Here is a 24,439-nt window from a genome sequence, read left to right as displayed (position 1 = left end):
GTTCAATGGCCATTCACGCGCCGCCCCCTAATCGGCGCATAACAGCTTTTCAGTCGCCCATGGCTTCCCCCGCCCGGCGCATAAAGGAGATGAGGATCATGCGTTTTGTTACCCCGGTGGCGCTCGTGCTGGCTCTGGCCGTAAGCGGCGGCGCGATCACCGCCCCTGCCTTTGCCGCGAAGAAGGAAGAGAAGAAGGCCGGGCCGAAGCTCAATGTCTCGCCGGAAGTCATCAAGGCACTCCAGGCCGCGCAAAAGGCAGCCGAAGCGCAGGATTTTGCCGGTGCCAAGGCCGCGCTGGCCGATGCCGATACCAAGGCGAAGTCGAATGACGACAAATATCAGATTGGCGCGATCAAGTTGAATACCTCGATCACCAGCAAGGACACGGCGCTTCAGAGCGAAGCGCTGAGCCAGATGCTTGATAGCGGCCTGACCCCGCCCGAACAGGCCGGTCAATTCAACGCGATCGCTGCCGAACAGGCGATGGGTGCCAAAAATTATGATCTGGCGATCCAGCGCGGGCAGGCCGCGCTGGCGGCGGGTTACAAGCCCGAAGCGGTCAATCCGACCCTTGCCCAAGCCTATTTTGGGAAGGCAGGCACCGGCAATGCGTCGGTCGAGCCAGCGCGCGGTTTCAACGTGCAAGGCCTTGCTGCGCTGAAAGCTGCGGCCGATGCGATGAAGGCTGCGGGGCAGCAAGTGCCGGCCCAATGGTATCAGATCGGCGTTGGCCGGGCGGAAGCCGCGCGCCTTCCTGAAGTGACCGAATGGGCCAAGATGGCCTATCAGGCAGAACCGAGCGGCGCGAATTTGCGGACGCTGGTGCGGCTGTTCCAGCGCGCCAACCCGAACATTACGAATCGCGAAAATCTCGACGTGTTGCGCCTGCTGGCGGCGTCCGGCGGTCTGGTCGTTGCCGGTGACTTTGTCGAATATGCCGAAATGGCGTCCAAGACCGGCATTTATGGTGAGGTCAAATCCTCGATCGACCTGGGCCGTTCCAAGGGCGTGCTGAATGCCAGCCAGGGCGGTGATCTCTACCAGACCGCAACGAGCCGGATCGCTGGCGACAAAGGCTCGCTGGGCGCTGCGGAAGCCGATGCGAAGAAGGCCGCAAACGGCAAGATCGCAGCAGCAACTGCCGACGCCTATCTGGGCTATGGTGATTATGCCAAGGCGGCTGCGATGTTCGACCTGGCCAAGCAGAAGGGCGGCGTCGATGCGGACGAGATAAACACCCGCATGGGCATCGCGAAGCTGATGAGCGGCGACAATGCGGCCGCCAAGGCGGCGTTTGAAGCGGTGCAGGGTGGCGCACGCAAGCAGATTGCCGGTCTGTGGCTTGCCTATCTGGGCACCAAGGACGCATGACAGGAGGCGCGCCGTCGCTGGTGAGCGACGGTGCGCCCTGATAACCGGTTATATCTGGAATAATAATGCGTTTCGGGGGAGGCTTTGGCGGCCATGCGATTTCATAATCTAATATTTGCGAGCCTGCCTGTTGCTCTCGCCGGGGCCTTGCTGATTGCTTCGCCTGCGCTGGCCAAGAAGAAAGTTGCGCCCGGCCCCGCTATCGCAATGTCGGATCGGTTTCGCGCCAGCGTGACCGCTGCGCAGACAGCGTTGAACGCCCGTGACGTGACGACCGCCAATGCCCGCATTGCGACGCTTGCGCCGGTATCCGACTTTGAAAATTATGTCGCGGCAGGGCTTCGGTTCGAACTGGCGGCGCAGCGCCGCGATGTGCAGGCGCAGCGGATCGCCCTGACCGATCTGTTCAAGACCAGTGCCTTGCCCAAGAAGGATGCGCCACGGCTGCGCTATGTCGCGGGCTATCTGTCCTATGCCGTGGGCAATTATGACGATGCGGTGGCGCAGCTCGATTATGCCAAGACGCTGGGTTATGACGGCATCGACGCAACCTTCCTGCGTGCCGACATCGCCCTGCGCCGCAACAAGCCCAAGGAGGCACGCCCCTTCGTCCAGCAGGCGCTGGGCCGTCAGCGCGTTTCCGGTCAGCCCATGCCGCTCGCCTGGTCCGACCGCGCCATCTCCATGGCCTATCAGGCCGGGGACTGGACCGAAGTCGGCCAGCTCTATCGCGAACGACTGACCCAGGCAGGCGCGCGGGAGGATTGGCGTTCGGCGATCACCAATTATCTGTCGGCGGCGGGCATAGATTCGCAGCTCCAGCTGGATCTGTACCGCCTGCAAGCCGCCAATGGCGCGATGGCAAGCGAACGGGATTATCAGGCCTATGCCCAACTGGCTGAAAAGGCGGGCTATTTTTCCGAAGCCAAGTCCATCATCGAGGCCGGCCGCAAGGCGGGCAAGCTGACCGCGACCCAGCCTGCGACCACTTCGCTGCTGAAAGCGGTCACGCCCAAGGCGACCAAGGAAATCGCGGCCTTGCCCGCGCAGGCGAAGAAGGCGGCGGGCGCTTCATCCGGCAAGGATGCGCAGGCCGTGGCCGACAGCTATTTTTCGCTGGGGCAATTCCCCCAGGCGGTCGAGCAATATCGGCTGGCGCTGGCCAAGGGCGGTGTCGATGCAGGCCGGGTCAATGCGCGGCTCGGCGTTGCGCTGGCACGGTCGGGCGACCTGCCGGGCGCGCAGGCGGCTCTGAGCCAGGCCAGCGGCAACTGGGCCAGCGTGGCGGGTTTCTGGTCGGTATGGGTCGATCAGCAAAGCCGCAAGGTCGCGTGATCGCGTGCCGGATCAGCTTATGATCCGGCACCGCCCCTGACAATTCACACCGGCAAAGGCACGCCCGGCAGATTCTTGGACGTGCGGATCGTGAGCGATGTCTTGACGCTCACCACATTGGGCGCTGGCGTCAGCTTGGACGTCAGGAATTGCTGAAAGCTCTGAAGGTCTTTCGCTACGACCTTCAGAATGAAATCGATTTCACCATTCAGCATGTGACATTCGCGAACCTCTGGCAGTTCCGCGACATGGTCCTGAAAGGCTTTGAGATCCGCTTCCGCCTGGCTTTTCAGGCTCACCATCGCGAATACCGTGATGGTGTAGCCCAGCATCCCAGGATCGACCACGGCATGGTAGGAGGTGATAGCCCCCGCTTCCTCCAGAGAACGGACGCGGCGCAGGCAAGGCGGCGCGGTCAGGCCGACCTTGCGTGCCAGTTCCACGTTGGTCATCCTGCCATCCTGCTGCAATTCACCCAGAATTTGCAGATCAATGTCGTCGATATTCGGGCCAGCCATTATTGTGCTTATTTCCTGTCCTGTTTTCCTGTCCCATCATAATAATGTTTCAGGGCAATGCAATTGTCCCACTATGCGACGATCGCTTTCGTTCGCGTAACCAGCCCCTTTTCCTTTGCGGGGGGAGGGCTTATCGGTAGGTGCGTGACAGCCGCTGAGCGCTCCGGGCACCTGCCTGCGTCACGGCCATATGGGGATTATTGGTGCGTTTCAACGATCTGATGCAGACAGTGCTGGCCGCCGAGGACCGTGCCGGGCTGGGCGCGGTGACGTTGTGGCGTCAGTGCGTCGATCTGCTGGCGCAACATGACCGCGCCGATCGCGCGCCGATGGCGGCGGACCAGCGGGCGGCATTGCTCGACCGGTTGGCAGGATTGCGTGCCAAGCTGTCGGAAACGCAGCGTATTGCCACCGTCGTCGAACTGGGCGGGCGGCTGCGGTCGGCCAGTCTGGTCGAGTTTTTTGCCCATGACCGCCCCTCCATTGCCGCTGCCGCGATGGCACGGGCGCAACTGCCCGACATGATGTGGGAGGAATTGCTGCCCCGGCTGACGCCAACGGCGCGCGGCGTCCTGCGCGGGCGGCGCGATATCGGCCCGGCAACCCGGCTGGCGCTCGAAGCCTTTGGCCCGTCCGATCTGGTGCTGACCACGGTGCGGCAGGATATGGTGGGCGACAGCGACATGCTGCTCACCGCTGATATGGTCCCGGCGAAGGACGCGCCGGAGGTGGAGGCGGAGACCGGCACGGTCACGCCGCTACGCGCGCCTGTCGGCGACAAGGACCAGATTCGCAATCTGGTCGACCGGATCGCTCATTTCACCAGCACGCGGCCGCCGCCCCCGCCGCTGGAACAGCTGGCGGCAGAGGAACCCGAGAGCAGCGCCCCACCGCGCGATTTCGCGTTCGAGACGGACGCCGCAGGCACCATTCTTTGGATCGACCAGGGACCGCGCGCAGCGCTGATCGGCCTGTCGCTGGGGGAAGTAGCGCTGGAGGGCGGCAGCGGGCCGGATGGCCATGTTGCAGGCGCCTTTGCGCGGCGCAGCGGGTTTCAGAATGGCCGGTTCGCCATTGTCGGCGGGACGATGGCGGGCGAGTGGCGCCTGTCGGCCACGCCCTTTTTCGATCCCCGGTCAGGCCGCTTCCAAGGGTATCGTGGCCAGGCGCGGCGTCCTTTCCTGCATGAGGTGGCGGCGCAACCCGCGCCAGCACCGGACGGACTAAGCGGCCTGTCGGCGGATTCGCTGCGCCAGCTCGTGCATGAACTGCGCACGCCCTTGAACGCCATTCTGGGCTTTGCCGAGATTATCGAGCAGGAATTGTTCGGCCCGGCTGGCGCTGAATATCGCGACATGGCAGGCAATATCGCGGTCGATGCGCGTCATCTGCTGGCGGCCTTCGACGATCTGGATCTCGCCGCCCGCGTGTCGCGCGGCGACGATGTCAGCGCCCCGCAATTGCTCGATCCCGAACAGCTGGTGCGCCAGATCGCTAACCGCTTCCGCGATCAGGGCGGCGCGTCGGTCGATATCGCCATGGCACCCGGCCTGCCGCCCGTGCGGATCGACCCGGTGCAGGGCGAGCGCATGGTGCAGCATCTGTTGCGCACGCTGATTTCCGTCGCGCCCAAGGGGGAGGCGGTGACCGGGGCCTGCTGGTTCCAGCCCGACGGGACCAACGGCCGGGTGGTGCTGGCCATCGACCGGCCTTCGAGCCTGACTGGCATGGAGGAGTCGCAACTGCTCGATCCGGGCTATACGTCCGAAGGCGACTGGGCCGATGGCCCGCTGCTGGGGCTTGGCTTTTCGCTGCGGCTGATCCGCAGCCTCGCCGGGACATGCGGCGGCAGTCTGGACGTGGAGCCGGGGCGGCTGCTGCTCGCCATTCCCGCCGCCAGCGTTGCCGAAGACACGGCCCACGCCTGACGCACACGGCAACCCTATGGCAACCATTGCGCGCTATGGGTAGCGCATGACTGTTTCCCCCCATGACGGCAACCTGCTGGCCCCGCCCTTGCCGCAGGACAGGATCACTCTCGATCCTGCGTTCGGCACGCGATTCATGCTGTTCGTCGATACCGAAGAAGAATTTGACTGGAACGCCCCGTTCAGCCGCACCGGTCATGGCGTCACCGCCCTGCCGGGCATGGCGCGGGGGCAGGCCTATTTCGCGGCGGCTGGCGTTAAGCCCATCTATGTCACCGATTATCCCGTAATCGATAGCGACGCTGCGTCGGCGATGATGGCGCAATGGGTCAACAACGGCACTGCCGATATCGGCGCGCATCTCCACCCCTGGGTCAACCCGCCCCATGTCGAGGAAGTCAGCGCCGCCAACTCCTATGTTGGCTTCCTGCCCGAAGCGGTGGAGCGCGCCAAGCTGGAGGCGCTGTGCCGCCGGATCGAGGAGCGTTTCGGCCAGCGGCCCATCGCCTATCGCGCCGGTCGCTATGGCGTTGGCCCCAACAGCGCGCGGTTGCTGAGCGAAGCCGGGTTCCGGCTCGACAGTTCGGTGCGTAGCCGGTTCGATTACAGCCACCAGCATGGCCCGGATTTTTGTGGCTTGCCCCAGACGCCTTACTGGGCTGGCCCTGACCGGACATTGGTGGAATTGCCGCTCTCCACCGCCTTTGTCGGCCTGCTGCGCGGCGCGGGCGAGCGGCTCTACCGCGCGGCCCAGTCCATGGGGCCGCTCGCCGGTGCCCTGTCGCGCGCCCGGATGCTGAGCCGCGTGCCGCTGACTCCTGAAGGCATATCCGCCCCAGAAGCCATCGCCGCGATCGACGCGCTTATCGAGGAAGGCATCCCCGTCCTCAATTTCAGCTTCCATTCGCCCACGCTGGAGCCGGGCCATACCCCCTATGTCCGTGACGAAGCCGACCGCACCGCCTTTTACGGCTGGTGGGACGCAGTGCTGGCGCATCTGGCGAAACGGGGCGTCGGGGCAGCCAGCCTGGATCAGTTTCTTAACGCCATTCCCATGCGTATCGAGGCTTGCCAAGCGGCGTGATGCTGCCTAATCGGGCGTCGTTGACAAGGTGGGGCCTGTAGCTCAACTGGTTAGAGCTGTCCGCTCATAACGGATAGGTTGCGGGTTCAAGTCCTGCCGGGCCCACCAATCCCCGATGTCATGCACATCATGTGATATCTGAATAGCTGTAGCCGGCCGAGGTTCATGATGCGCCAAGGCTGGGCGCTGAACTGGTTTCAGGCGAAGCAGCAGTGTTTGACAATGTCATTGGTGGATTTGACCCGACGGGCGGTGGTGCCGACATGCGGTTTGATAGCCAGTTGTCGCGGCTGGTGGGCAGGTGTGCCAGCAGTTTCGCTTCGCGAAACACATTCCGGATATCCCGCTAATCATCCATTTTAATCAATCTTTGGACGAATCCAAAAATTTGGAGCGGGTGAAGGGAATATAACTCCCAGGGATTCCATTTTATAATTCAATAACTTGGATGATGGATTGTTCGAGAGAGCCCCCAGTCAGTGCCGGGAATTTTCTGGGTGCAGTTGGACTGCCACGGACTGGGAACAGAGCGATTCGCATGTGGCTGGAAACTGAACGTTGGATACCATTTCACAGACACATCAATAAGTTTCAGTTCGGAATAGCGGTTGGTGCGAACGGCTAGCTTTGGGACTTTGCGCTCCGTCCGCTTTGGAGCGCCGCAAGCGCTATAGTAGACGCTGGGACTTAACCTTCGCTAGGAAGTCATCGGCCTTAGCGGCATCGTCGTCATCAGGTCTTCGACGATGGAGCGTTCGAACGGATCGAGGTCGGAGTCCGGATCCTGAGCCGCCAGGAAAAGAAGATCGACTGCCTCGCTGAGCGTCGTTGGACCATCGCCTGAATATCGCAGCCGTTTGGTGGTTTCCGGGGGCACTCCATATTCGTCGAGTGCGAACAGGCTGGAGTTCATGAACAGGCTCGCTGCCTTGGACGCGAAGGTTGAATAGTCGCCGACCGTTTCCCGTCCGTCGCGCGTCAGAATCTCGGCTTGGATATTGCTGATCGCCAGCATGCTTCGGGGGAATGTGTAGGAGACATAGCGCCGCATGAACTTGAGGGCCTGTTCGACCGATTCGCTTACAGATTGGAAGAAGGCACGGTTTGCGACCCTGTGGTCTATGTAGGACCTGAACGTCTTCGCAAACCGCAACCGATCAAGTTCGGCCTTCAATCCCATGCCGGATGTAACGCCGTAGCGGCTGAGTGCGACTCCATCGAAATGATCATAGATCATCTCGCACACCTTCAGGAGCTGGAACGGCTTGGGCATGTTCGACCACACGAGAGCGTCCTCCAGATTGAGCAGGTCGCGGACGATATGCGTGTGAACGGCATATTGTCGGTCGAGGGGAACATGCCGGTTCAACCGAAGGGTCTCCATCGAAAGGGGGCTTTGACTTTCGATGTCCAGGACGCGCTGTCGTGAGATCGGCGCGAGGTCCGCATCATCCAACTCCAGCAGCAGCGCGGAAGGTGTGTTCTCGTTCTGGAGGCCAACCCCGATCTCCACGGACATCGGCTCGTCCGGGGGTGCGGCTTCTAGGACGAAGACCTTGCCGATGAAATACTTGCGCATGCGGCCGGCTCGGCCTGCAATGTTGCGGAAGGTGAAGGCGTCGAAGCCCGTGTTCTCGACCCGCCGGTCATAGATGATGACATTCTCGGCGACCGTGTTGATGCCCTCGATAAGGGTTGTCGTGCAGATGATAATCTTGATCTCGCCTGCGTCGAAGGCGCGAATGATGTATTGTTGGATCGCCCGTGGGACGTTGCCATGGTGTATCCCGATTCCATGCTCCAGCGCTTGTGTGAGGATCCATTCCTCCGGATACTGGCGTCGCAGCCAATCGACTGCGGGGCGCGTGGACGCGACCTTTCCGAGACCGCCATGCTCAAGCAGATACTCCGCCAAGGAGGTCGCGCGGGGAGGGGACTGGCAGTAGACGAGCGTGGGAGAGGTGAGTTGGCCGCATAGCTCAACGAGCTTCTCCTTGCGGACATCCCCTTTTTCGGGGAGGTCGAACTGAACGATGTCGAGTGCCACCGTCGAGAATTCCGACGGGACGAAGACCGGATTGTAGCGCGCTGCGATGCCCGCCACTCCGCTGACATGTGGGCCTATGAGATAAAAATTCGCACCTTGAGCCGCGAGGCGCGCAAAGACCAGATTGAGGTCAACGGAACGCTCAGGCTCCTTTTCGTCGATCTCCAGCTTGTAGAATTCGTCGATGACGAAGAACTCCACTCTGTCCAGATCCTTGCGTGCGAGTGCCCTTTCCTGGGTGAGGACGAATATGACCGGCCTACTGAAGTCGGTCTGCTGCGTTGGGTGTGTGACGACGTCGTGCGTCTGGGCGAAGCGGCGACCCAGCCGGCGACGGGTTTCATCGATCAGGGCGATGGTCGGGACGATTATGGCAATCACGGTATAGCGAGCGGAGGCGATGACCGCGTCCACCACCATGCTCTTGCCCACGCTGGTCGAGGCGCTCAGCACCACGTTCCTGCCGACGACGAGATCACGGTAGATCTGCAGCTGCAGCGTATGGAAGAAGTAGTCGTCCTCGTCGGGAATCGGCGCTCGATGGGCCTCCATGAGGTAGTGGTCGTCCAATGATCGGGCATTGTCCGAATCGACATAGGGTATCAGGCCGACGGAACGGACCAGACCGTCCAGCAGCGGGTGGAAGTCGTCCCGCAGCAGGTCCTTTGCGGCGAGCATGCGGATCACGAGGTCCCGTGCGGCCGGTTGGGTGGCGACGTCGTTGGCGAGCGCGCTGATGGTTTGAAGCGCGTCGAACGCCATTTCGGGAGGCAATGTCCGCAACGACAGTGCGGATCTTATCTCTGCCTCGGTCACTGGTCAGCCTTCAGGGTTGTTTCGAACAGGTCAGCGAGAGTTTTTGCGCATTCGACCGGTATCAGGAAAATGTGGATTCTGAAGTCGCGCAGATCGGTGTCCAGTTCGGCCTGGATGGCTGCGGACACCTCGTTGGCCTCCTGCCTGAGGTCGTCGAGATAGTCCTGAGTGAATCCTCCCGCGAGTACGCCGCTGCCGTAGGCGATGAGCAGCGGAATGTGCAGAACGGACAGCAGATCGTCGATCTTGCCGTTGGCGGCCATCGACCGGCCGAGGTTGTGCTCGGTGAGGTGAGCCGGATGCCGCAGCTGCAGGATTATCTTCCGCTCGTGGCGCAGGATCTCGCGGTCAAGGCCAGACCTGAGTGCTTCCGCTACCGCGGCGGGCATGCTTTCTCGATCCGTGACGGTCGTCAGCCTGCTCTGGCCCAGCCAGAGCTGATCGCCGCCTTCGTCCAGCAGCACGTGGGCGCTGCCGAAAACGAGGCGACCGCCGTTCATATGGAAGATCTTGCACGCGATCGGTTCCGAACGGTGATGGTGCCTCAGGATCGCATGCAGCATAAGCTCGGCAAGCAATTCCCTGGCCCGTAGGCCGCCATGCGCTTCGCATGCCTCGACTGCGCGTGTCAGTAGGCTTCGTGCGTTGAGTTGGTCCAGATTGGCGAGGACCGTAGGTGGGAGCACAACTTCGGGAATCCAGTCGAGCAGGTGGTCGACGAGTTCGCGGGATCTCCATTTGCCGCCGTCGAATTCCACATCCCAGCCGGAGACCGTTCGATTGTCCGATGTGCCGGGCCCGCGGTGGAATTCGGAGAAGAACTCCTCGGACCGGACCCGATAGACTTTGACTGTCCGTCGGGTCTCAGCGGCGAACAATGCGATTTGTTTCCTCCACCACGTGGTAGCGGTGGCGCGGGAGATGCACTTCTTCTCAGGGGCGTGAACCCGCGAGGCGTCACCGGCCTCGATGACCATTCCAAGCAGGTCGGCGTAGCTGGTCTCTATTTCGGCGATATGGGGCCTCTCTCCATGGTTGCCGGCGAGTTTTAGCAGTCGCAGACGGTTATGGCCTGCGAGCTTCTCCATATCGGGCTCGACCTGCCAGAGCAGTTGCCTCGCCCAGTCGGCGAGGGTTCGTCCCTTCGGCGACTTGAACTTGGGAAACTTTTTCTCGAATGGACCGGTTGCGGTTGCCATCTGGGATGTGCGGCTGGATCGCTCGCCCCTCGGGATTTTGAAATGGACCATAGGGGATCTGGGCTCGCGGACGGTGACGAGGCGGAAGCTGGGGACGGCGTCGTGGGCATCGCAGGCGAGTGAACGCTCGGCGATTGAAGTGCCTTCCCTATCGTCGATGCGTTGCAGAAGCTCCTGCATGCTCCATTTGGAGTCACCGTCTGTCGTCTTGACCTGCACATACTCATGGGCTTCCACCGCGTCCAACACCCGCCGGACGGTGACATCATCCGCAGTCTCGCATTCTATCTGCACGATCGTGGGCTCGACCAGCATGTCGATGACAAGGCTGGCTGCGACGTGGTCCTGGAACTTCTGCCCTCGGCGTCCCGCGACACCGCCTGCGTCCGAGGCTGTCTCGGAATCTATGAGGCTGATGAGCGGCATGGCGGTCTTTGTTCTACCTTGTGACATTTCGCAATGCCGCAACCTGCCGGTGCTTTGAGTTGAACGTCAAGAAGCCTATGCATTTGGATGATTTATTTGGCGAGGGTAAGACACGAATGGCAAAAAAACCTGTAAGCCTCAGTAATGGAAGATCTTGGCCGTCCCGTGGAGCGGCGATTGACTACTTCCGTGATCTGCGCGACCGCTATCCCGTCGGTGCGACCGTGTCGGATCCGGCGGATCATGATGATCTGATGGCGCTGGTCCGGCGTTACGACATGTGCGGTCTTGACGGTCCAAGCAAGATCGGGGTGGGGGTGGACCGGTTCGAGACTCGGTTGAACATCACCAACGGGGGTCGAAATGTCGGCTTCTGGGTTGTCCGGCTGGACGGTAGCGAAACGGACTTCAGCTTCATCCGGGCAGTGAACGAAACTCCCAAAGGGGTCCATGATCAGCTCGTCGATGCCTGTCGAACAGTCGTCCAGGCTGAGTTACAGAGCGCGCGCATCGCATTTTTCGCGATGTACGCTGATCAATCCGGAAGCGTGGTGTGCGCAGTCTCGGGCGAGCGTATTTCCGAGCGCGATTGCGGGCTGGAATATGCCTGGCGGGGGTTTTCTGAGCTGGTCGGCGATTTCGCCGTCGCGCAAGGGTGGCAAGACGGCATCCCGGAAGGCGTTCTGAGTGCACCGGCCGACGCGCAGACTACGACTTCATTTGCAAGCCCATCGCATGCAGCTGCGTTTCGTGAGTTTCACCGCACCACTGCCCGTATTCGCGTCGTCTCTAGGAAAATTGTTAGGCGGCAGCAAAATAGGCTCCAGACCGGAATGGAGGGAGAGTATCTCGAACTTTAACTCAATTATGTCCGCCCAAGACCCGAATAGATCATCCGCATTGCTGAGCGGCGTCACGTGTAATCTCTATGTGGGTTTTTGTGTTCATACGTTTCCGCAGCGACGCGACACGCGCCGCTTCTGGTCATTTCGGAACCTGGGAGCTTTCAGGCTTGGCATTGGCTTAGGGCGAGTTCTCCCATGCGGCGGTTGGGCTCCGGTGCGCCGTTCGTCCGCCAGACGGGGATGCGTTCGCCAAACCCGCGCTTGACTCCATCGACGACTGCACACGCCGATCGATCGCCCTCGCCCGATCTTCTCGCGACGCACACTTCCCGGTATGCGATGGGCGATGCTGTCGTTACCCACGTCGGAGGCGACGTTCGGCGTCCGGTCACCGTATTCGGCGGCGTCATTGCCTCGACGAACGACTATGTGCCGTTCAAGTCGCAGACGATCGCGGGCCCCATTGTAACAGGTCCGCTTGCCGGCAGGCCGAATGAGACATTGGGCATCGTCGGAAGCTACATGAGGCTCGGATCCCACCAGATTGACTTCCTCCAAGCGTCCCGCGCGAACGTCGTGGGCATTGATCGCGTGAGGAACGGCGAAGCCGTGTGAGAACTGAACTATGATCTTGCCATCTCGCGCGGCGTCAGGCTGAACCCGAACATCCAGTATGTCGTGAATCCCGACAACCTTCCAAGGCCGAAGGCCTTCCGACAGTCTAACGACATCCTTGTCTTCGGTGCGTGGCTTTCGGTCGACTTCGCCGCTCTTCTGGGGATGCCCGCGCAGAAGTGAGGGATGTCACTCAAAACATTCGGCGATTGTCATCCTTCGAGGACTTCCGCCCGTCCCGGTCACCGCATAAGTCAATGCAATGAGATTCATTGCTGACGGCCCCGAACTCCCTGACGACCTGCTGACCGCACGCGATGCGGGACAGGTGCTCTTCTTCTGCGGCGCCGGCGTGTCGCAGGCGGAGGCGAAGCTGCCCAACTTCGCTGATCTCGCCGGCAGGGTGCTGTCCGCCCTCGGGTCGGCGCTGGACAGCCCCGCCCGACGGCTCTTCAAGGCCAGTCAGGACTTCGAGAGGCTCACCGAACTTACCGGAGTCGTCGCCACAGACCGGGTCTTCGGCCTTCTTGAGCAGGAGTTCCATCCCGAAGAGGTCCGACAGGCCGTCGCGCAGGCCTTGCTCCCACCACCCGGCCACAGGCTCGACGCGCACCGGGTGCTGCTCGACCTGTCGCGCGACGCCGCCGGCGTCGTTCGCCTGATGACCACGAACTTCGACCGGCTCTTCGAAGACTGCGATCCGGATCTCGGCTCGTTTAATCCGCCGCATCTCCCAGATCCCCGCCGCCTGAACGACTTCCGCGGCATCATGCACATCCACGGCCGGGTGGATCCCGACTATCAGCGCGCCTGCGATGACGAATTCGTCCTATCGAGCGCGGACTTCGGGCGTGCCTACCTCGCGGACGGATGGGCGACCCGCTACATCCAATCGCTGCTGAGGCGCTTCAAGATCGTGTTCGTGGGCTATTCGGCCGATGATCCGCCGGTCCAGTATCTCCTTGAAGCACTGAACCGAGGCGACGAGCCGCGCAACGACCTCTACGCCTTCCAAGCGGGGACCGCCGACCAGGCATCCGCCCAGTGGAGGCACAAGGGCGTGCAGCCGATCGCATACGACAGCGCCAATGGCCACGCCGCCCTCTGGGACACGCTGCGAGCCTGGGCGGAGCGCGCAAGGGACATCGAAGGCTGGCACGAGGACGTCATCGCGATGGCGTCCGCAGGCCCTTCGGCGCTCCTTCCTCATCAGCGCGGGCTCGTCGCCCATCTCGCGGCCACCCCGGAAGGTGCGAGGCGGCTCGCCGGCAGGGGCGCCCCGCTTCCCGCGGAATGGCTGAGTGTGTTCGATCCCGACAGGCGCTACGCGCCACCGGGCCTCGTCGCCCCCTTTGACAGCTTGGGAGAGCGCGTCGATCCCTTTGAGGCGCTGCGCCTCGATGCGGACAGACCGCCAGCGCCCACCGATCCTGACGATCTGTTCTCGCGGCGCGAAGTCCCAATCTACGCGTGGGATCTGTTTGCCGTGACGGATGCCGATCGGGAGGATCTTCCGGCCGAGGCGACCGGCAAGCTGCGAGGCCCATGGGCCGGCGCGGCCTCCAAGCTGCCAAGGCGCCTGTGGCACCTCGGCGCCTATCTCGTCCGCGTGGCCCATCAACCCGCCGCCGTCTGGTGGGCTTCGCACCAGACCGGCCTGCATCCGGAAGTGGTACAGCAGATCGAGCGGGCGTTGCGCCACGAGGAGGACCGGTTCCCTCCCGATGTCCTCAAGGCGTGGCGGCTCCTCATCGCGGCGTGGCGGGACAGGCGGTCTGATCCGGACCATCAGAGATACGACCTGCATGCCATCGTGGCGCAGTCGGGCTGGTCGACGGCCACGGTAAGGACGGCCATGGAGATGTATCGCCCGGTGCTGATGGTCGAGCCGTCCTTCGAGACGCGCCTACCCCCCGTAAAAGTGGCCTGCGAATTGAGGGGCATGATCCGGCCGGACGTCCGGTATCCCCGCCCGCACCAGCCATTCGATATTCCGCCCGAACAGATTCCCTATGCCCTGACACTACTCCGTGCGCAGATCGAGCACGCCATCACCCTCGAACGGGAGATCAGAGGGAACGACAACGTCTATCTGAACACCACGCGACCCGAGGACGGCGACCAGCTCGACGAGGACGCGTTCCAGATGACAGGGCTGCTCGGCACCTTCCTCAACATGCTTTCTAGGCTTGCGCAGGTTGAAAGGGCCGCCGCCGCCGCCGAGGTCCGCCGCTGGGCGTCGAACACGGATCCCGTATCGATCCGCGTGAGGATATGGGCCGCTGGACACCCTGCGATCCTGGCTCCGGACGAAGCAGCAGCGGTATTCCTCTCCTTGGATAATGAGACGTACTGGGCTAATCGCCACGAGCGGGACCTCCTCTACGCCATCCGCGACCGGTGGCCGGACATGAGCGAGGTTGATCGCGCGAGGCTGGAGCAGCGGCTGCTCGCCGGTGACATCCCTTGGCCCGTGCCCCGCGAAGACGTAGCCGAGCACATTGCGCACGAACGTCTCAGCCGACTCCATTGGCTACGGGAACAGGGCGTGCAGTTCGGCGCGGGCTTCGAGACCGGAATGTCGGCACTGCGCGAGATCGCGACCGGGTGGGAGCCGCGGTTCGCAGGAGCCACGGCCGAGCCGCAGGTCGGCAAGGTCCGGACGGTGGTTCCCAATACAGACACCGCGCCGATCCAGGGCCTGCCGATCGGTCGCGTGCTGACCGCCGCGAGGGATGCAGCGGGGCGCGACTTCGCAACCTTCGTCGACCATCGGCCATTCCGCGGACTCGCCGATCAACGCCCCGCCTTCGCGCTCGCAGTCCTCAGTGACGCCGCGCGCAAAGGCGAATTCCCCGAGCAAGAATGGGCCGCGCTGCTTCACGCCACCAGCAGAGCTCCTCTCAGCTCTCGCCTGCTCCGGGCCATTGTTCACCGATTGTCCCGGCTTTCACCCGAGCAGGTAGCGGTCCTTCGGCAGCCCGTCAGCGAGTGGATGCGCGATCGCGCGGACACACTCGTCGTCGCGCAACCGGAAGTCTTCCTGATCCTCTGGGATGCGCTTGCCAACGCGCTTGCCGCCCATCCCCCCGAAGACAGGTTCCGGTGTCCCGATTCGAGCTGGGTAGATGACGCGCTCAACCAGCCCGCTGGTCGACTGGTGGAGGCGCTCTTCCAGGATCGCTCCAACGCCGACCTCCGCGCTGGCGACGGACTTCCAGAGAAATGGAGAGCGCGCCTAGACCAAGTTCTGGCGCTGCCTGGTGATGCACGACATCACACGATCGCGATGATCGCGCCCCATTTGAACTGGCTCTATCTCATTGATCCCGAATGGTCGGAGAGCCGCCTTCTTTCGGTGGCAGACGCAGGGGGAGCCGGCGCGGAAGCCTTCTGGAGCGGCTACTTCTGGGCGGCCCGGACACCCCAACTGCCACTCTACACGAGATTGAAGCCAGCGTTCGTCTCCCTCGCCCGGTCCGGCACCCATCGTCGTGGACATGCCAACAAGCTGGCCGGCATGCTGCTTGCGGGCTGGGCCGACAGCGGCGATGGATCTGATCGAGACACACTCATCCCGGACGTCGAACTGCGGGAGATCCTAATCCACGCGGATGATGAGCTCAGGGGACAGATGCTCTGGTATCTGGAGCGGTGGTCCAACGAGGCGGGGTCAAAATGGGATGCTCTCATCGCTCCATTTCTCAAGAACGTGTGGCCGAGGCAGTGGGCGGTCCGGACCGTCTCCACATCTGGCCGTCTCGTCGACCTGGCAGTCGCCAAGCCTGCGATGTTCCGTGAGATCGTCGAACTCATCCTTCCGGTGCTCGGACCGATCGCCGGCACGTCGCTGCGCATAGGTACCCTTAGCGACGTCGAGGCGGGAATCATCGCCAAGCACCCGACGCACCTGCTCGACCTTCTATGGAAAGTCCTTGCCGAGGATCCCTGGCTCTGGCCCTACGACGTACGCCGCGTCATCGATACGTTGCGCGAGAGGGATGAGGTGCGGAAAGATCCGCGTCTGGGCGAACTCGTCCGGCGCGATCAGAACCGCTAATTGGTGAAAAGTCAGACGATCCCATAGTTAGCGAGACGACGCATGGTAGAGCCGATCGACATCGACGTGGACGACCAGCGGGAGCTGGCGATCGACCTTTATGGACTGAAGCGCACCGACGAGGCGCGAACCTTCTACTACGACGAGACCAACAACCACCGGCTGCTCTATCTGCGAGAGGATGGCTTCAATGTGCCCGACCCCCGGCCCTTCGTGCTGGGCGGAGTCGCCCATCCGGGCTCGGAGAGACCGATCGAGCTGGAGGTCCTCAGGCGGTGGATGGGCATCCAGCCTCGAGCTCCCGAGCTGAAGTTCGAGAGGGTCGCGCATGGCGACTTCCTGACGATGCTTGGGTCGAAGAGGCTGGACATCTTCCTGAATTGGCTCTCGGACGAAGGCTACCTCGTTCACTTCATCGCCCTCGATCCCGTCTACTACTCCTACGTCGACATCATCGACTCCATGCCCGCGGCCGATCCGTTGGGCCTGGGCGACCGATTACTGCTCAAGAACGACCTCTACCGCGTACTCCGTCGGAATCTTGGCGCGACGCAGGACATTTTGCGGCGCAATTCCTATCCCGCCATCGCCCACGGCGACGTCAGGGGCTTCCTGAACGGGCTGATAGATCTGGTGGAGAACGCGGACGACCTCCTCCCCCACTTCCACCTCATGATGCTCAAAGGCGTCCTGCAGTCGGGTCGATCCCTGTCATCGCTGATCTTTCTCGACGATGTGGCAGGGCAGATAACCAAGGATTTCTCCGACATCTTCATCCACCGACTATGTCTCTTCAAGGCGAGCAGACACATCCTCGACACGGAGGAGAAGATCAGGGCGCTTCTGGAGCAATACCGGTTCATCGGCTCGGGTCGGCAGCTCGACCTCTACCGCTTCGTCGATTCCAAGGTGGAGCCCGGTGTGCAGCTCTCCGACGTCGTGGTGGGCCTGCTTGGCGCGACCCTCACGTGGCTCAGGGATCTCGCCATTGACGAAATTCCCGCCATCAACCGGGATCTCACGCCGGCGCAGAACGGCAACCGTCTCGCTTTAGCCAGCCTGATCGAGCGCTCGATCGCCGTAAGCGACGCATTCGTGCAGAAGGCGGTCAGCCTCGACGATATGCGACGACTGGAGATCTTCCTGGATCGGTGACGGGTCGGGCGGCGTTCCGCTCATCCTGTCCGGGCAACCGGGTTAGCCACTGTTTGATCGTCGATCCCTCCGGCCCTATGGCAGGCGGCGTCGAACCCGTGTGCCCAGCCTTCCGATCGACGGGGCCAGCGAACCTCGACGCTGTACCCACAGTTTCTCGGCAATGACAGGTGATGTGACGGCTTCGACCATAAGCTGCTGTCCGCGGCGTTTGGCAAGCGCTGTGTATCCGCCATATCCGTCGACTTGCAGGATGCCTGCAAAATCTCCGAGATGGGTGTCGGGGCGTTCGGCCTTCCGGTCTGCCGCATAGACATCGGCGACCATCGACGGACCTACGCCACCCCATGGCCGATCATCGCGCGCATAGGCCCATAGTTGGCCAGTCTTCGTTCTGCCGCGTCCTGGGTCAAGCACCGGCGCTGTGTTCACCGTCGCTGCCGTCGGCCTTCGGTCAATGCCTTGAGACTATCGACCGGGATCAACGTCATGGCCCCGATCTTGACGATGTCGATCTCGCCCTCGGCAATCAGTTCATAGAGCTTGGACCGACCAATGCCGGTGATACGGCAGGCTTCCTTGATGCGGACCGTGATCCGCTCGGGTTCGGGATCGAGAGTCATGGCTTGGTTTCCTGGCTGTTGGCGGGTGGCAGGCGCTCGGGTTCGACGGTCTTGCCGAGCCGCCGTTCGACCAGTTCCATGAACCGCTGGTAGCGCACGCGGCCCAGCTGCGCGGTGTCAGGATCGAACGCAGGTTGATGGGCGACCAGGGTCAGCTGATGCTGGACGAACAGGCCAAGGATTTCTGTGAGCGCATCGACCTTGCGCTCGAGCCGCTCTGCGGCTTGGCTCTGCCGGTCGAGCCGGGGTCCGAAGCGCTGGTCGAGTTCGCTCCCCGCCTTGCGCTCGAGCCAGGCGGTGAGTGCATCGGTGAGGATGGTCGTCTTGGACGCGCCCGGCGCAGCGGTCAGCGCCTCGAGCTTCTCCGACAGGGCGTCGGGCAGGTAGAATTGGTGGCGGGTCTTGAACGTCTTCACGGCGGACGATCCTTTCGCGTGCCAGGATCGCGCCTGCGGCCGCCAATGGACAGAGGCTCTGTGGTGCCGCCCGGTGCCATCCAAGGCCGCTTCGTTCAGCTAATGCCCAGCCCCCGCGCCCGGGTGCCGATGGTCCAGCTGATGCCCTCGCCGCGCATGATGCCCAATACGGATTTGCCCACAGCGCGCTCAAGCACGGGCCGCCAGGGCACAAGGCTGAACTCTCGGGCGTGTTCGATCAGCGCATAGCGTTTGTCGCCGACCTGCACGGCGCGGCGATAGACGCCTTCGATCGGCGCGTCGGCATGGGACCGGCGATGAGCAAGGCCCGTGTCCTGCTCGATGCCCGCAATCACGCGATCGAGCTCGCGGCGCTGGAGCAGCTGCAACATGTCGCGGCGATAGCGCGTGACGCCCTCTTCACCCTCGACCAGCTGCTGTTCGACCAGCCATTGCCGCCGCTGCTGCATCGCCCCGCGCACCTCTGCCCCAAAGCCGCGCTGCAAGGGCGCGGGCGTGGCGGCGGTCAGCTGGCGGTCGAGCCATGTCTCGCCATCATGGGCAGGCAACTGCTCGAGCGGCTTGTGCGACAGGCTCTCGATGATCACCGGCGCTTTCAGTCCCTGTCGCTGCTCATGGGCCAGCGCGTCGGCGAGATGATCGGGGCCGACCTGCCACGTCCCGTCGGCCAGCCGCTCGGGCCTGCCGATCGAACGACGCATGGCTTCAAGGCGGCGAACATGGGCCTGGGTGCCGCTCTCGCTCATCGCGGGATCATGGCGCAGGTGGATATCGACGCTGTATTTGCCGTCATGTTGATTGGCGATGGCGGCGACGGTGCGGTCCACCGTCCGGATGTCGGCTGGACGGGGCGAGAGGCGCAGGATGGCACCCTTGGCATGGATGGACTGGTCCTCGCCGATATCGGCATAATGGCTGCGGCCATCGATGCCGTCGATGATCATGTAGCGCCGGTCGCGATGTTCGTCCGAGAGGCCGGTCGCCACCAGCCTGCCGATGATCGGGCGGGCGGACGGATCGTGGCTGTCGAACAGTGCATGGTCCTGCGGCGGCCGGGCGATGCCCGCCTCGCGCAGGTCGCGGTTCAGGGTGCGGATGATGTCGCCACGCTCGCCCATCCGGCGCAGGGTCGGCTCGAGTTCGGGATCGAGCCTCCATTGGCCGGCCTTGCCTTCGATGGCGAGGCCAAGGCGTTCGAGGCTGCGCAGGCGGCCGATACGCAGGGCATGTTCGCGCGGATCGCTGGTCGTTACCATCAACTGACGATCGCCATCGGCCTCGCGCAGCAGGCGGCGGTCGATACCGGTAAACCGCTCCTGGCCTATTTCGCGGTCCTGAGCGGCCATGATTTCCCGTTCCGTGCGCGGTCCAAGATCGAGGCTCACCAGTTCCTCTGCGCGACTGCGCAGACCCTGGGTCAGATAGTCGCGGGCGATGACCAAGTCCTTGCCCCGTTCGTCCACGCCGCGCAGCATGACATGGCTATGGGGATGGCCGGTGTTGAAGTGATCGACCGCGACCCAGTCGAGCCTTGTGCCCAGATCCTTCTCCGCCTGGCTCATCAGGCGACGGACCAGGGGTTTGAGATCGTCATACTCCGCGCCATCCTCTGGCGCGACGATGAAGCGAAACTGGTGGCGATCCCCTTGCCCGCGCGCGAGGAAGGCTTTCCCATCGACCCTGTCGACATCCGCGCCGTAGAGCGCGCCGCGCTCGCCCTCGCGGGTGGTGCCGTCGCGCTGCAGGTAGCGCAGGTGCGCGGCGGCGGCCATGCCCTTGCCCCCAAGCTTCACGATCCGCGCCTTCACGATGACGCGCCGTGCGCGCAGGCCAGTCATGCGCTGTGATGCCCCCAGCACGCGGCCCACGCCCGCGCCGCGCCCGATCGCGGCGCCAGTGAAGCGGCGGCCCCTGGCGCTCGCCACGCCCCCTGCGCGGCGCGCACGGGCAAGGGTCTGGCCGACGCTGCGATCCTTCGCGCCAATGCGACCCAGCCAGAGTTCGAAGTCGTCGTCGCCGGGCATCCCTTCCTCCTCTTCGTCCGCAAAGGACAAGAGGATGGGCAAGCCCGACAGCTCCGTTCAAGGGCCTCCTCTCCAAGGCCGGCAACACCGGCCTTTCCTGTAGACGTGGAGGCAAGGCCCTTGCCATGCCTCCATCGCAAAGCCTGTGCAGACGCCCAATCGCTGGCCTCATGGAGGCCGCGTTTTAATCTTGCCGTCCCTTCTATCCCCCTGTTTCCGCATTCCCGGACGCTTATGGACATTCCCCACCGCTGCCGCCGACCACCAGCCCCGGCGCAGCGCGCCTGCGGATCGTCCGCATGATTCTTGCGGTCACATCGCAGGAGTCGTAGCGCGCATGGGAAAGCCTGGGACGCTGCAAAAGCGTCGGATGCAAGAGCCAGAGGGAAAGTAAAATGCTGCCATCACGCACGTTGAGCGTTTCGATCAACCATAGCTGGCAGGCGCTCTATGAATGGATCTGGCGACCGGAATATTTCACCAAATGGGCGTCGGGCCTCGCCGAATCCTACTTGCGGCAGGAGGGCGATCTATGGCTTGCCGATGGCGCGGACAGGCCGATCCGCATCCGTTTCACGCCGCATAATGACCATGGAGTCATGGATCATTGGGTCGATACCGGCAGCGGTTCCACCATCTCCATTCCGATGCGGATCATCGCCAATGGCGATGGGTCAGAGGTCTTGCTGACGCTGTTTCGACAGCCCGACATGGATGACGAACGCTTCTCGGCGGACGTCAAATGGGTGATGCGGGATTTGAAGCGCTTGAAGGCGCTGATCGAGGGCTAGGCCGACGTTAAAGGCTAGGCAGCTCGGGCGAGGTCCTCGATCCGCGCGCTGCAGAGCTCGCGGATAAGGTCCTGCAACAGCGCAACCCGTTCGCTCAGCCATGCCAATTGCTCTGGCGTGATGACATATTGGCGCGAGTAGCGCGCCTTCACATAGGCCGCCCGCAGCAACTCATAGCAGCGCCGCTCGAACTTCGTGTCGGCGGGCCAGACGGCGGCAAGGCGGGGCTCAAGCTGCTCGGTCTGGGAGCGCAAACGGTTCAGATTGTGGGTCTTGGGGCTGTATAAAGTGCGGACCAGAAACAGGCAGTGATATAGCCGTTCACTGGCCTGATGAAGGTCGAATGCAGCATATTTAAGCTGGCCATCCGCCACGCTATTTCTCGCCCGTTCTATGGAATAGGACGCACTTTCGAACCACTCCTCATAATAATCCTGTGTCTCCTGCAGCGCCTGAGCAGGCTCCAGCGGCTGCGGTTCGGCCAGCGGATGATCCGGTTCCTCGAACAGGATTATGCCATCACGCACGATGTCCATGAAGAAGTAACGGCCGAGCTTCAGCTGGGCGTTCACATCCTCGATGCTGTGGTAGATCGGGCTGACCTGCGTGCGCAGGCGTGACCCATCGGCGAGCGCGTCGAGCAGCTTCGCCTCGGTCTTCATCCAGAACTCCGCGCCGTCGGTGAAGTCCTCGCCGCTGACCACCACGAGAATGTCGAAGTCGGAGAAATAGCGGCCGACCGGGTCCTCGACCCAGTCGCCGCGCGCATAGCTGCCGAACAGGATGATCTTGAGAATGCGGCCCTGCCGGTATTTCTCGTGGCACTTCTTGCCCGTAGCGGTGGCAAAGCCATCGCGCAGCGTCTCGACTACGAAATCCAGTTCGCGGCGCTTGGCCAGCGGCAGGGTCACATCCTTGTCCGTGATCGATTTCATGGGGCCAAGCCTTGCGGCAAATGTCGCCCATGCCAAGCAAAAAATCGGCAGGGGCGGATGAGGAAAGAAAGATGGCTGGCGGCATGATCGCCGCCAGCCATGGGGTGGGATCATGCAGCCTGCCGTTCCGGTTCGGTCTCCGGCGCAAGCTCTGTGTCGTCTCGCGGCTGCTCCTCGCGAGCGGACATCTCCAGCGCCCTCTCGACGCTGCCGACCCCGCCGCGCGTTGTATAGCCGCTGGGCGGAAACTGCATCCAGCGCGGCACCCAGCCCTCGACTCGTCCGCGCCCGCTGCTACCGGTGAGACAGTCATGCACGATCCCGCGCTGGACCTTGACCGTCGCCCTGGCATGGGCCTCGGCGATGTCGAAGCCTGCCACATCGGCAAGGATATGGTTCATTACTTCACGGTCGCGGATGAGGTCGAGCAGCGTGTTATCAGTTTCCCACACGCTCGCCATGGTGACGTTTAGTTCCTGCCCCAGCCTCTCGATCATCGCTGATCCCGGTTCCAGCGTCTCGGCCATCACCACGGCAAGGATGCCCATGACGGTGGGGTCATCCATGGTCAGCAGTCGCGCGAACAGGGCGTTGATGTCGCGATCATAGCCACGGCCGGTGACGGTCGGGGTGTCGGGATCGAGACCAAGCAGGTCGAGCGCGATGCGCCGTTCGCGGTCGAACGCGGTTTCCGATGCGCAGGTCTCGACGCTCTCGCTGATCGCGTCGGTCGCGCCACGCTGGGATGCCACATCCACCCGCCACAAGCTGCTGCCGCTGATTGCATGTGCGGTCATGACCCGCAGCGCGATGGAAGGCGCGCAGGCAAGTCTGGCCCGCACGGCAGCATGCCGATGCAGGTCGACATAGCTGGCCAGGGGGGCGGAGAGTTCGGGACGAACCGGCTTTTCCAGTACGTCGCCGCGTTCCAGACGCCGCGCTTCCTTCTGGCTGATATAGCCCTCATGGACCGCAACGTCGCCGCCATGGCCGACCGCGATATAGATGCGACCGCCCTTCTTCTTCGGGCAATGGACATGCTCCCAATGATGGAAGGTCTCGCCGCGGGGCAGGACAAGCACATCGTTCCATCCCGCTTCGCGATAGTCCTCCGCCAGCGCGCTGATCGCGTCTTCCTGCGCCTGCCAGAACTGGGTCGCATCGGCAAAATAGCTGTCTTCGCCGAACAGGTCGGCGATGATCTCGCCAGTATAGAGGGAGAGGTCGAACAGCGCTTTGCCGGTGGCGATGGCGTGACCGCCCATCAGCCAGCTTTTGAGCGCGTGGCCAGTCGGGGCGTAGGCGCTGCCATCGTCCAGCAGGGCCAGCCATTCGCGCTGCCTTGGCCGGGACGCTAACGTCAGGTGACGAACGGTAACGGCGTCGATATGCCCATTGCGATAGAGGGTGCGGATACGTGGCAGCAGATTGCCCAGCGCCAGCGTCCGCTTCACCTGCAGCGAGGTCAAGCCAAAGGTCAGCGCAATGTCTTCGGGCGAACGGCCTTCCTTCACCAGCCGGGTAAAACTCTCCCAGCGGGTCACTTCGTCGGGATCGAGCCGGGCGATATTCTCGATCAGCGAGGCTTCGAGCGCGGCGGCATCGTCGCCTGCTTCCATGACCGCGCAGGGCAGCGGATCGATGCCGCCACTCTCCTGCGCCACGGCAAGGGCGGCATGATAGCGCCGCTTGCCTGCCACGATCTCATAGGTGGTGGGCGACCCGTTCTGCCGCACGATCAGCGGCACGAGTATGCCCCGCGCTCGCACGGAGGGCAGGATGTTGGTGAGGTCGGGCTGCTTCTTCACGCCGCGCATGTTGGCGGGCGAGACCGAGAGGCAGGCGATGTCGATATGCTTGAGTTCCATGTCTTTCTGCTCCTTCTCTAACAGCGCACCGGCCCCGGACGGCGGGGTGGGCGGCAGGAGCGATCCGGCAGTCCCGCCGAACAAGGCGGGCTGCACCTGAAAGGCCGGAACGCAAGAGGAGGAGCCGCGCGCAGCGCGGTTTGCGGCACGCCGCGGCGGGACTAGAGGAGAGGGACGCCCACCCCGCTTGTTCGGAGCCGCAACAGCCTCATCGCGCCCCGCGCGATGAGGCTGGCCGGTCAGTGACCGGCACACGTGAGCGATCGTCACCCGGGAGGGACGAGACAAGCGCAGCGCAGGCTCGGTGGCGCGCAGCGACATAGAGCGCGGTCCGGCCAAGGACACGCCATGGTCTTTTGT

Annotated in this window: 16 protein-coding genes, 1 tRNA gene and 2 pseudogenes; 10 read left to right on the top strand and 9 right to left on the bottom strand. The window is 63.1% G+C overall.

Going from position 1 to position 24,439, the window contains the following annotated elements; all coding sequences use genetic code 11:
* Positions 1-98 precede the first annotated feature (98 nt).
* Both D0Z70_RS15860 and D0Z70_RS15855 read left to right on the top strand, forming a co-directional pair.
* Positions 99-1,373, top strand: a complete 1,275-nt coding sequence (locus D0Z70_RS15860; RefSeq protein WP_119748287.1) for a hypothetical protein — start codon at positions 99-101, stop codon at positions 1,371-1,373.
* A gap of 93 nt (positions 1,374-1,466) precedes the next feature.
* Positions 1,467-2,708 (top strand): tetratricopeptide repeat protein, encoded by a 1,242-nt coding sequence (locus tag D0Z70_RS15855; protein WP_119748177.1) that lies wholly within the window; start codon positions 1,467-1,469, stop codon positions 2,706-2,708.
* 44 nt (positions 2,709-2,752) lie between these two features.
* Here the strand turns inward: D0Z70_RS15855 and D0Z70_RS15850 are convergent, their stop codons facing one another.
* A complete protein-coding gene (locus D0Z70_RS15850) occupies positions 2,753-3,226 on the bottom strand; it encodes an Lrp/AsnC family transcriptional regulator (protein WP_006950751.1) in 474 nt (157 codons plus the stop codon).
* Positions 3,227-3,429: 203 nt separating this feature from the next.
* Between D0Z70_RS15850 and D0Z70_RS15845 the strand changes: the two genes are divergently transcribed.
* The 3 genes from D0Z70_RS15845 (at position 3,430) to D0Z70_RS15835 (ending at position 6,346) form a co-directional block, all read left to right on the top strand.
* Complete coding sequence (locus tag D0Z70_RS15845) at positions 3,430-5,154, top strand: sensor histidine kinase (protein ID WP_239018951.1); 1,725 nt, start codon at positions 3,430-3,432, stop codon at positions 5,152-5,154.
* Between the two features lie 46 nt (positions 5,155-5,200).
* The gene (locus tag D0Z70_RS15840) at positions 5,201-6,238 is read left to right on the top strand and encodes a polysaccharide deacetylase family protein (protein WP_119748173.1); all 1,038 of its coding nucleotides are present in this window, start codon (positions 5,201-5,203) and stop codon (positions 6,236-6,238) included.
* A gap of 31 nt (positions 6,239-6,269) precedes the next feature.
* Positions 6,270-6,346 (top strand) — tRNA-Ile (locus tag D0Z70_RS15835).
* A 589-nt stretch (positions 6,347-6,935) separates the two neighbouring features.
* Here D0Z70_RS15835 and D0Z70_RS15830 read toward each other — a convergent pair.
* On the bottom strand, positions 6,936-9,047 hold the full coding sequence (locus D0Z70_RS15830; RefSeq protein WP_119748171.1) for a DEAD/DEAH box helicase: 2,112 nt from the start codon (positions 9,045-9,047) through the stop codon (positions 6,936-6,938).
* A gap of 50 nt (positions 9,048-9,097) precedes the next feature.
* On the bottom strand, positions 9,098-10,726 hold the full coding sequence (locus D0Z70_RS15825) for a HamA C-terminal domain-containing protein (RefSeq protein ID WP_182913989.1): 1,629 nt from the start codon (positions 10,724-10,726) through the stop codon (positions 9,098-9,100).
* Between the two features lie 59 nt (positions 10,727-10,785).
* Between D0Z70_RS15825 and D0Z70_RS15820 the strand changes: the two genes are divergently transcribed.
* The 4 genes and pseudogenes from D0Z70_RS15820 to D0Z70_RS15800 all read left to right on the top strand — a co-directional run bounded on the left by D0Z70_RS15820 (position 10,786) and on the right by D0Z70_RS15800 (position 17,401).
* Entirely contained in the window at positions 10,786-11,586 is an 801-nt protein-coding gene (locus D0Z70_RS15820) for a DUF3223 domain-containing protein (protein ID WP_119748167.1), read from the top strand.
* A gap of 180 nt (positions 11,587-11,766) precedes the next feature.
* Positions 11,767-12,369 (top strand): annotated as a pseudogene (locus tag D0Z70_RS25425) (carbohydrate porin).
* Between the two features lie 79 nt (positions 12,370-12,448).
* On the top strand, positions 12,449-16,246 hold the full coding sequence (locus tag D0Z70_RS15805; RefSeq protein ID WP_119748159.1) for an SIR2 family protein: 3,798 nt from the start codon (positions 12,449-12,451) through the stop codon (positions 16,244-16,246).
* A 42-nt stretch (positions 16,247-16,288) separates the two neighbouring features.
* On the top strand, positions 16,289-17,401 hold the full coding sequence (locus D0Z70_RS15800) for a DUF3800 domain-containing protein (RefSeq protein WP_119748157.1): 1,113 nt from the start codon (positions 16,289-16,291) through the stop codon (positions 17,399-17,401).
* A 207-nt stretch (positions 17,402-17,608) separates the two neighbouring features.
* On the opposite strand, the pseudogene D0Z70_RS15795 reads toward D0Z70_RS15800, so the two are convergent.
* From D0Z70_RS15795 to rlxS, 4 genes and pseudogenes are all read right to left on the bottom strand, one after another.
* A pseudogene (locus D0Z70_RS15795) lies at positions 17,609-17,839 on the bottom strand (IS66 family transposase); the annotation flags it as partial.
* Positions 17,830-18,024, bottom strand: a complete 195-nt coding sequence (locus tag D0Z70_RS15790) for a helix-turn-helix domain-containing protein (RefSeq protein WP_119748155.1) — start codon at positions 18,022-18,024, stop codon at positions 17,830-17,832. The pseudogene D0Z70_RS15795 and the gene D0Z70_RS15790, both read right to left, overlap by 10 nt.
* Positions 18,021-18,440: a CopG family transcriptional regulator gene (locus tag D0Z70_RS15785; RefSeq protein WP_119748153.1), complete on the bottom strand. Its 420-nt coding sequence runs from the start codon at positions 18,438-18,440 to the stop codon at positions 18,021-18,023. Before D0Z70_RS15785 ends, D0Z70_RS15790 begins: the two co-directional genes overlap by 4 nt.
* Before the next feature lie 95 nt (positions 18,441-18,535).
* Positions 18,536-20,485 (bottom strand): relaxase/mobilization nuclease RlxS, encoded by a 1,950-nt coding sequence (rlxS, locus tag D0Z70_RS15780; RefSeq protein WP_119748151.1) that lies wholly within the window; start codon positions 20,483-20,485, stop codon positions 18,536-18,538.
* Positions 20,486-20,880: 395 nt separating this feature from the next.
* On the opposite strand from rlxS, the gene D0Z70_RS15775 reads away from it, so the two are divergent.
* Positions 20,881-21,276, top strand: coding sequence for a polyketide cyclase (locus D0Z70_RS15775; protein ID WP_119748149.1), 396 nt, complete (start codon positions 20,881-20,883; stop codon positions 21,274-21,276).
* Positions 21,277-21,290: 14 nt separating this feature from the next.
* Here the strand turns inward: D0Z70_RS15775 and D0Z70_RS15770 are convergent, their stop codons facing one another.
* The gene (locus D0Z70_RS15770; RefSeq protein ID WP_119748147.1) at positions 21,291-22,211 is read right to left on the bottom strand and encodes a HEPN domain-containing protein; all 921 of its coding nucleotides are present in this window, start codon (positions 22,209-22,211) and stop codon (positions 21,291-21,293) included.
* A gap of 110 nt (positions 22,212-22,321) precedes the next feature.
* Positions 22,322-24,079, bottom strand: a complete 1,758-nt coding sequence (locus tag D0Z70_RS15765) for a ParB/RepB/Spo0J family partition protein (RefSeq protein WP_119748284.1) — start codon at positions 24,077-24,079, stop codon at positions 22,322-22,324.
* Between the last annotated feature and the right edge of the window lie 360 nt (positions 24,080-24,439).

The sequence above is a fragment of the Sphingobium terrigena genome, from assembly GCF_003591655.1.
Lineage (GTDB): Bacteria > Pseudomonadota > Alphaproteobacteria > Sphingomonadales > Sphingomonadaceae > Sphingobium > Sphingobium terrigena.
The sequence above is the reverse complement of the archived record's forward strand: the minus strand, read 5'-3'. Positions and strand labels throughout refer to the sequence as shown.

Bases quoted from the DNA above. Each gene is read 5' to 3' on its own strand.
- D0Z70_RS15860 (WP_119748287.1), top strand. From the start codon at position 99: ATGCGTTTTGTTACCCCGGTGGCGCTCGTGCTGGCTCTGGCCGTAAGC.
- D0Z70_RS15855 (WP_119748177.1), top strand. From the start codon at position 1,467: ATGCGATTTCATAATCTAATATTTGCGAGCCTGCCTGTTGCTCTCGCC.
- D0Z70_RS15850 (WP_006950751.1), bottom strand. From the start codon at position 3,226: ATGGCTGGCCCGAATATCGACGACATTGATCTGCAAATTCTGGGTGAA.
- D0Z70_RS15840 (WP_119748173.1), top strand. From the start codon at position 5,201: ATGACTGTTTCCCCCCATGACGGCAACCTGCTGGCCCCGCCCTTGCCG.
- D0Z70_RS15830 (WP_119748171.1), bottom strand. From the start codon at position 9,047: ATGGCGTTCGACGCGCTTCAAACCATCAGCGCGCTCGCCAACGACGTC.
- D0Z70_RS15825 (WP_182913989.1), bottom strand. From the start codon at position 10,726: ATGCCGCTCATCAGCCTCATAGATTCCGAGACAGCCTCGGACGCAGGC.
- D0Z70_RS15805 (WP_119748159.1), top strand. From the start codon at position 12,449: ATGAGATTCATTGCTGACGGCCCCGAACTCCCTGACGACCTGCTGACC.
- D0Z70_RS15800 (WP_119748157.1), top strand. From the start codon at position 16,289: ATGGTAGAGCCGATCGACATCGACGTGGACGACCAGCGGGAGCTGGCG.
- D0Z70_RS15790 (WP_119748155.1), bottom strand. From the start codon at position 18,024: ATGACTCTCGATCCCGAACCCGAGCGGATCACGGTCCGCATCAAGGAA.
- rlxS (WP_119748151.1), bottom strand. From the start codon at position 20,485: ATGCCCGGCGACGACGACTTCGAACTCTGGCTGGGTCGCATTGGCGCG.
- D0Z70_RS15775 (WP_119748149.1), top strand. From the start codon at position 20,881: ATGCTGCCATCACGCACGTTGAGCGTTTCGATCAACCATAGCTGGCAG.
- D0Z70_RS15770 (WP_119748147.1), bottom strand. From the start codon at position 22,211: ATGAAATCGATCACGGACAAGGATGTGACCCTGCCGCTGGCCAAGCGC.
- D0Z70_RS15765 (WP_119748284.1), bottom strand. From the start codon at position 24,079: ATGGAACTCAAGCATATCGACATCGCCTGCCTCTCGGTCTCGCCCGCC.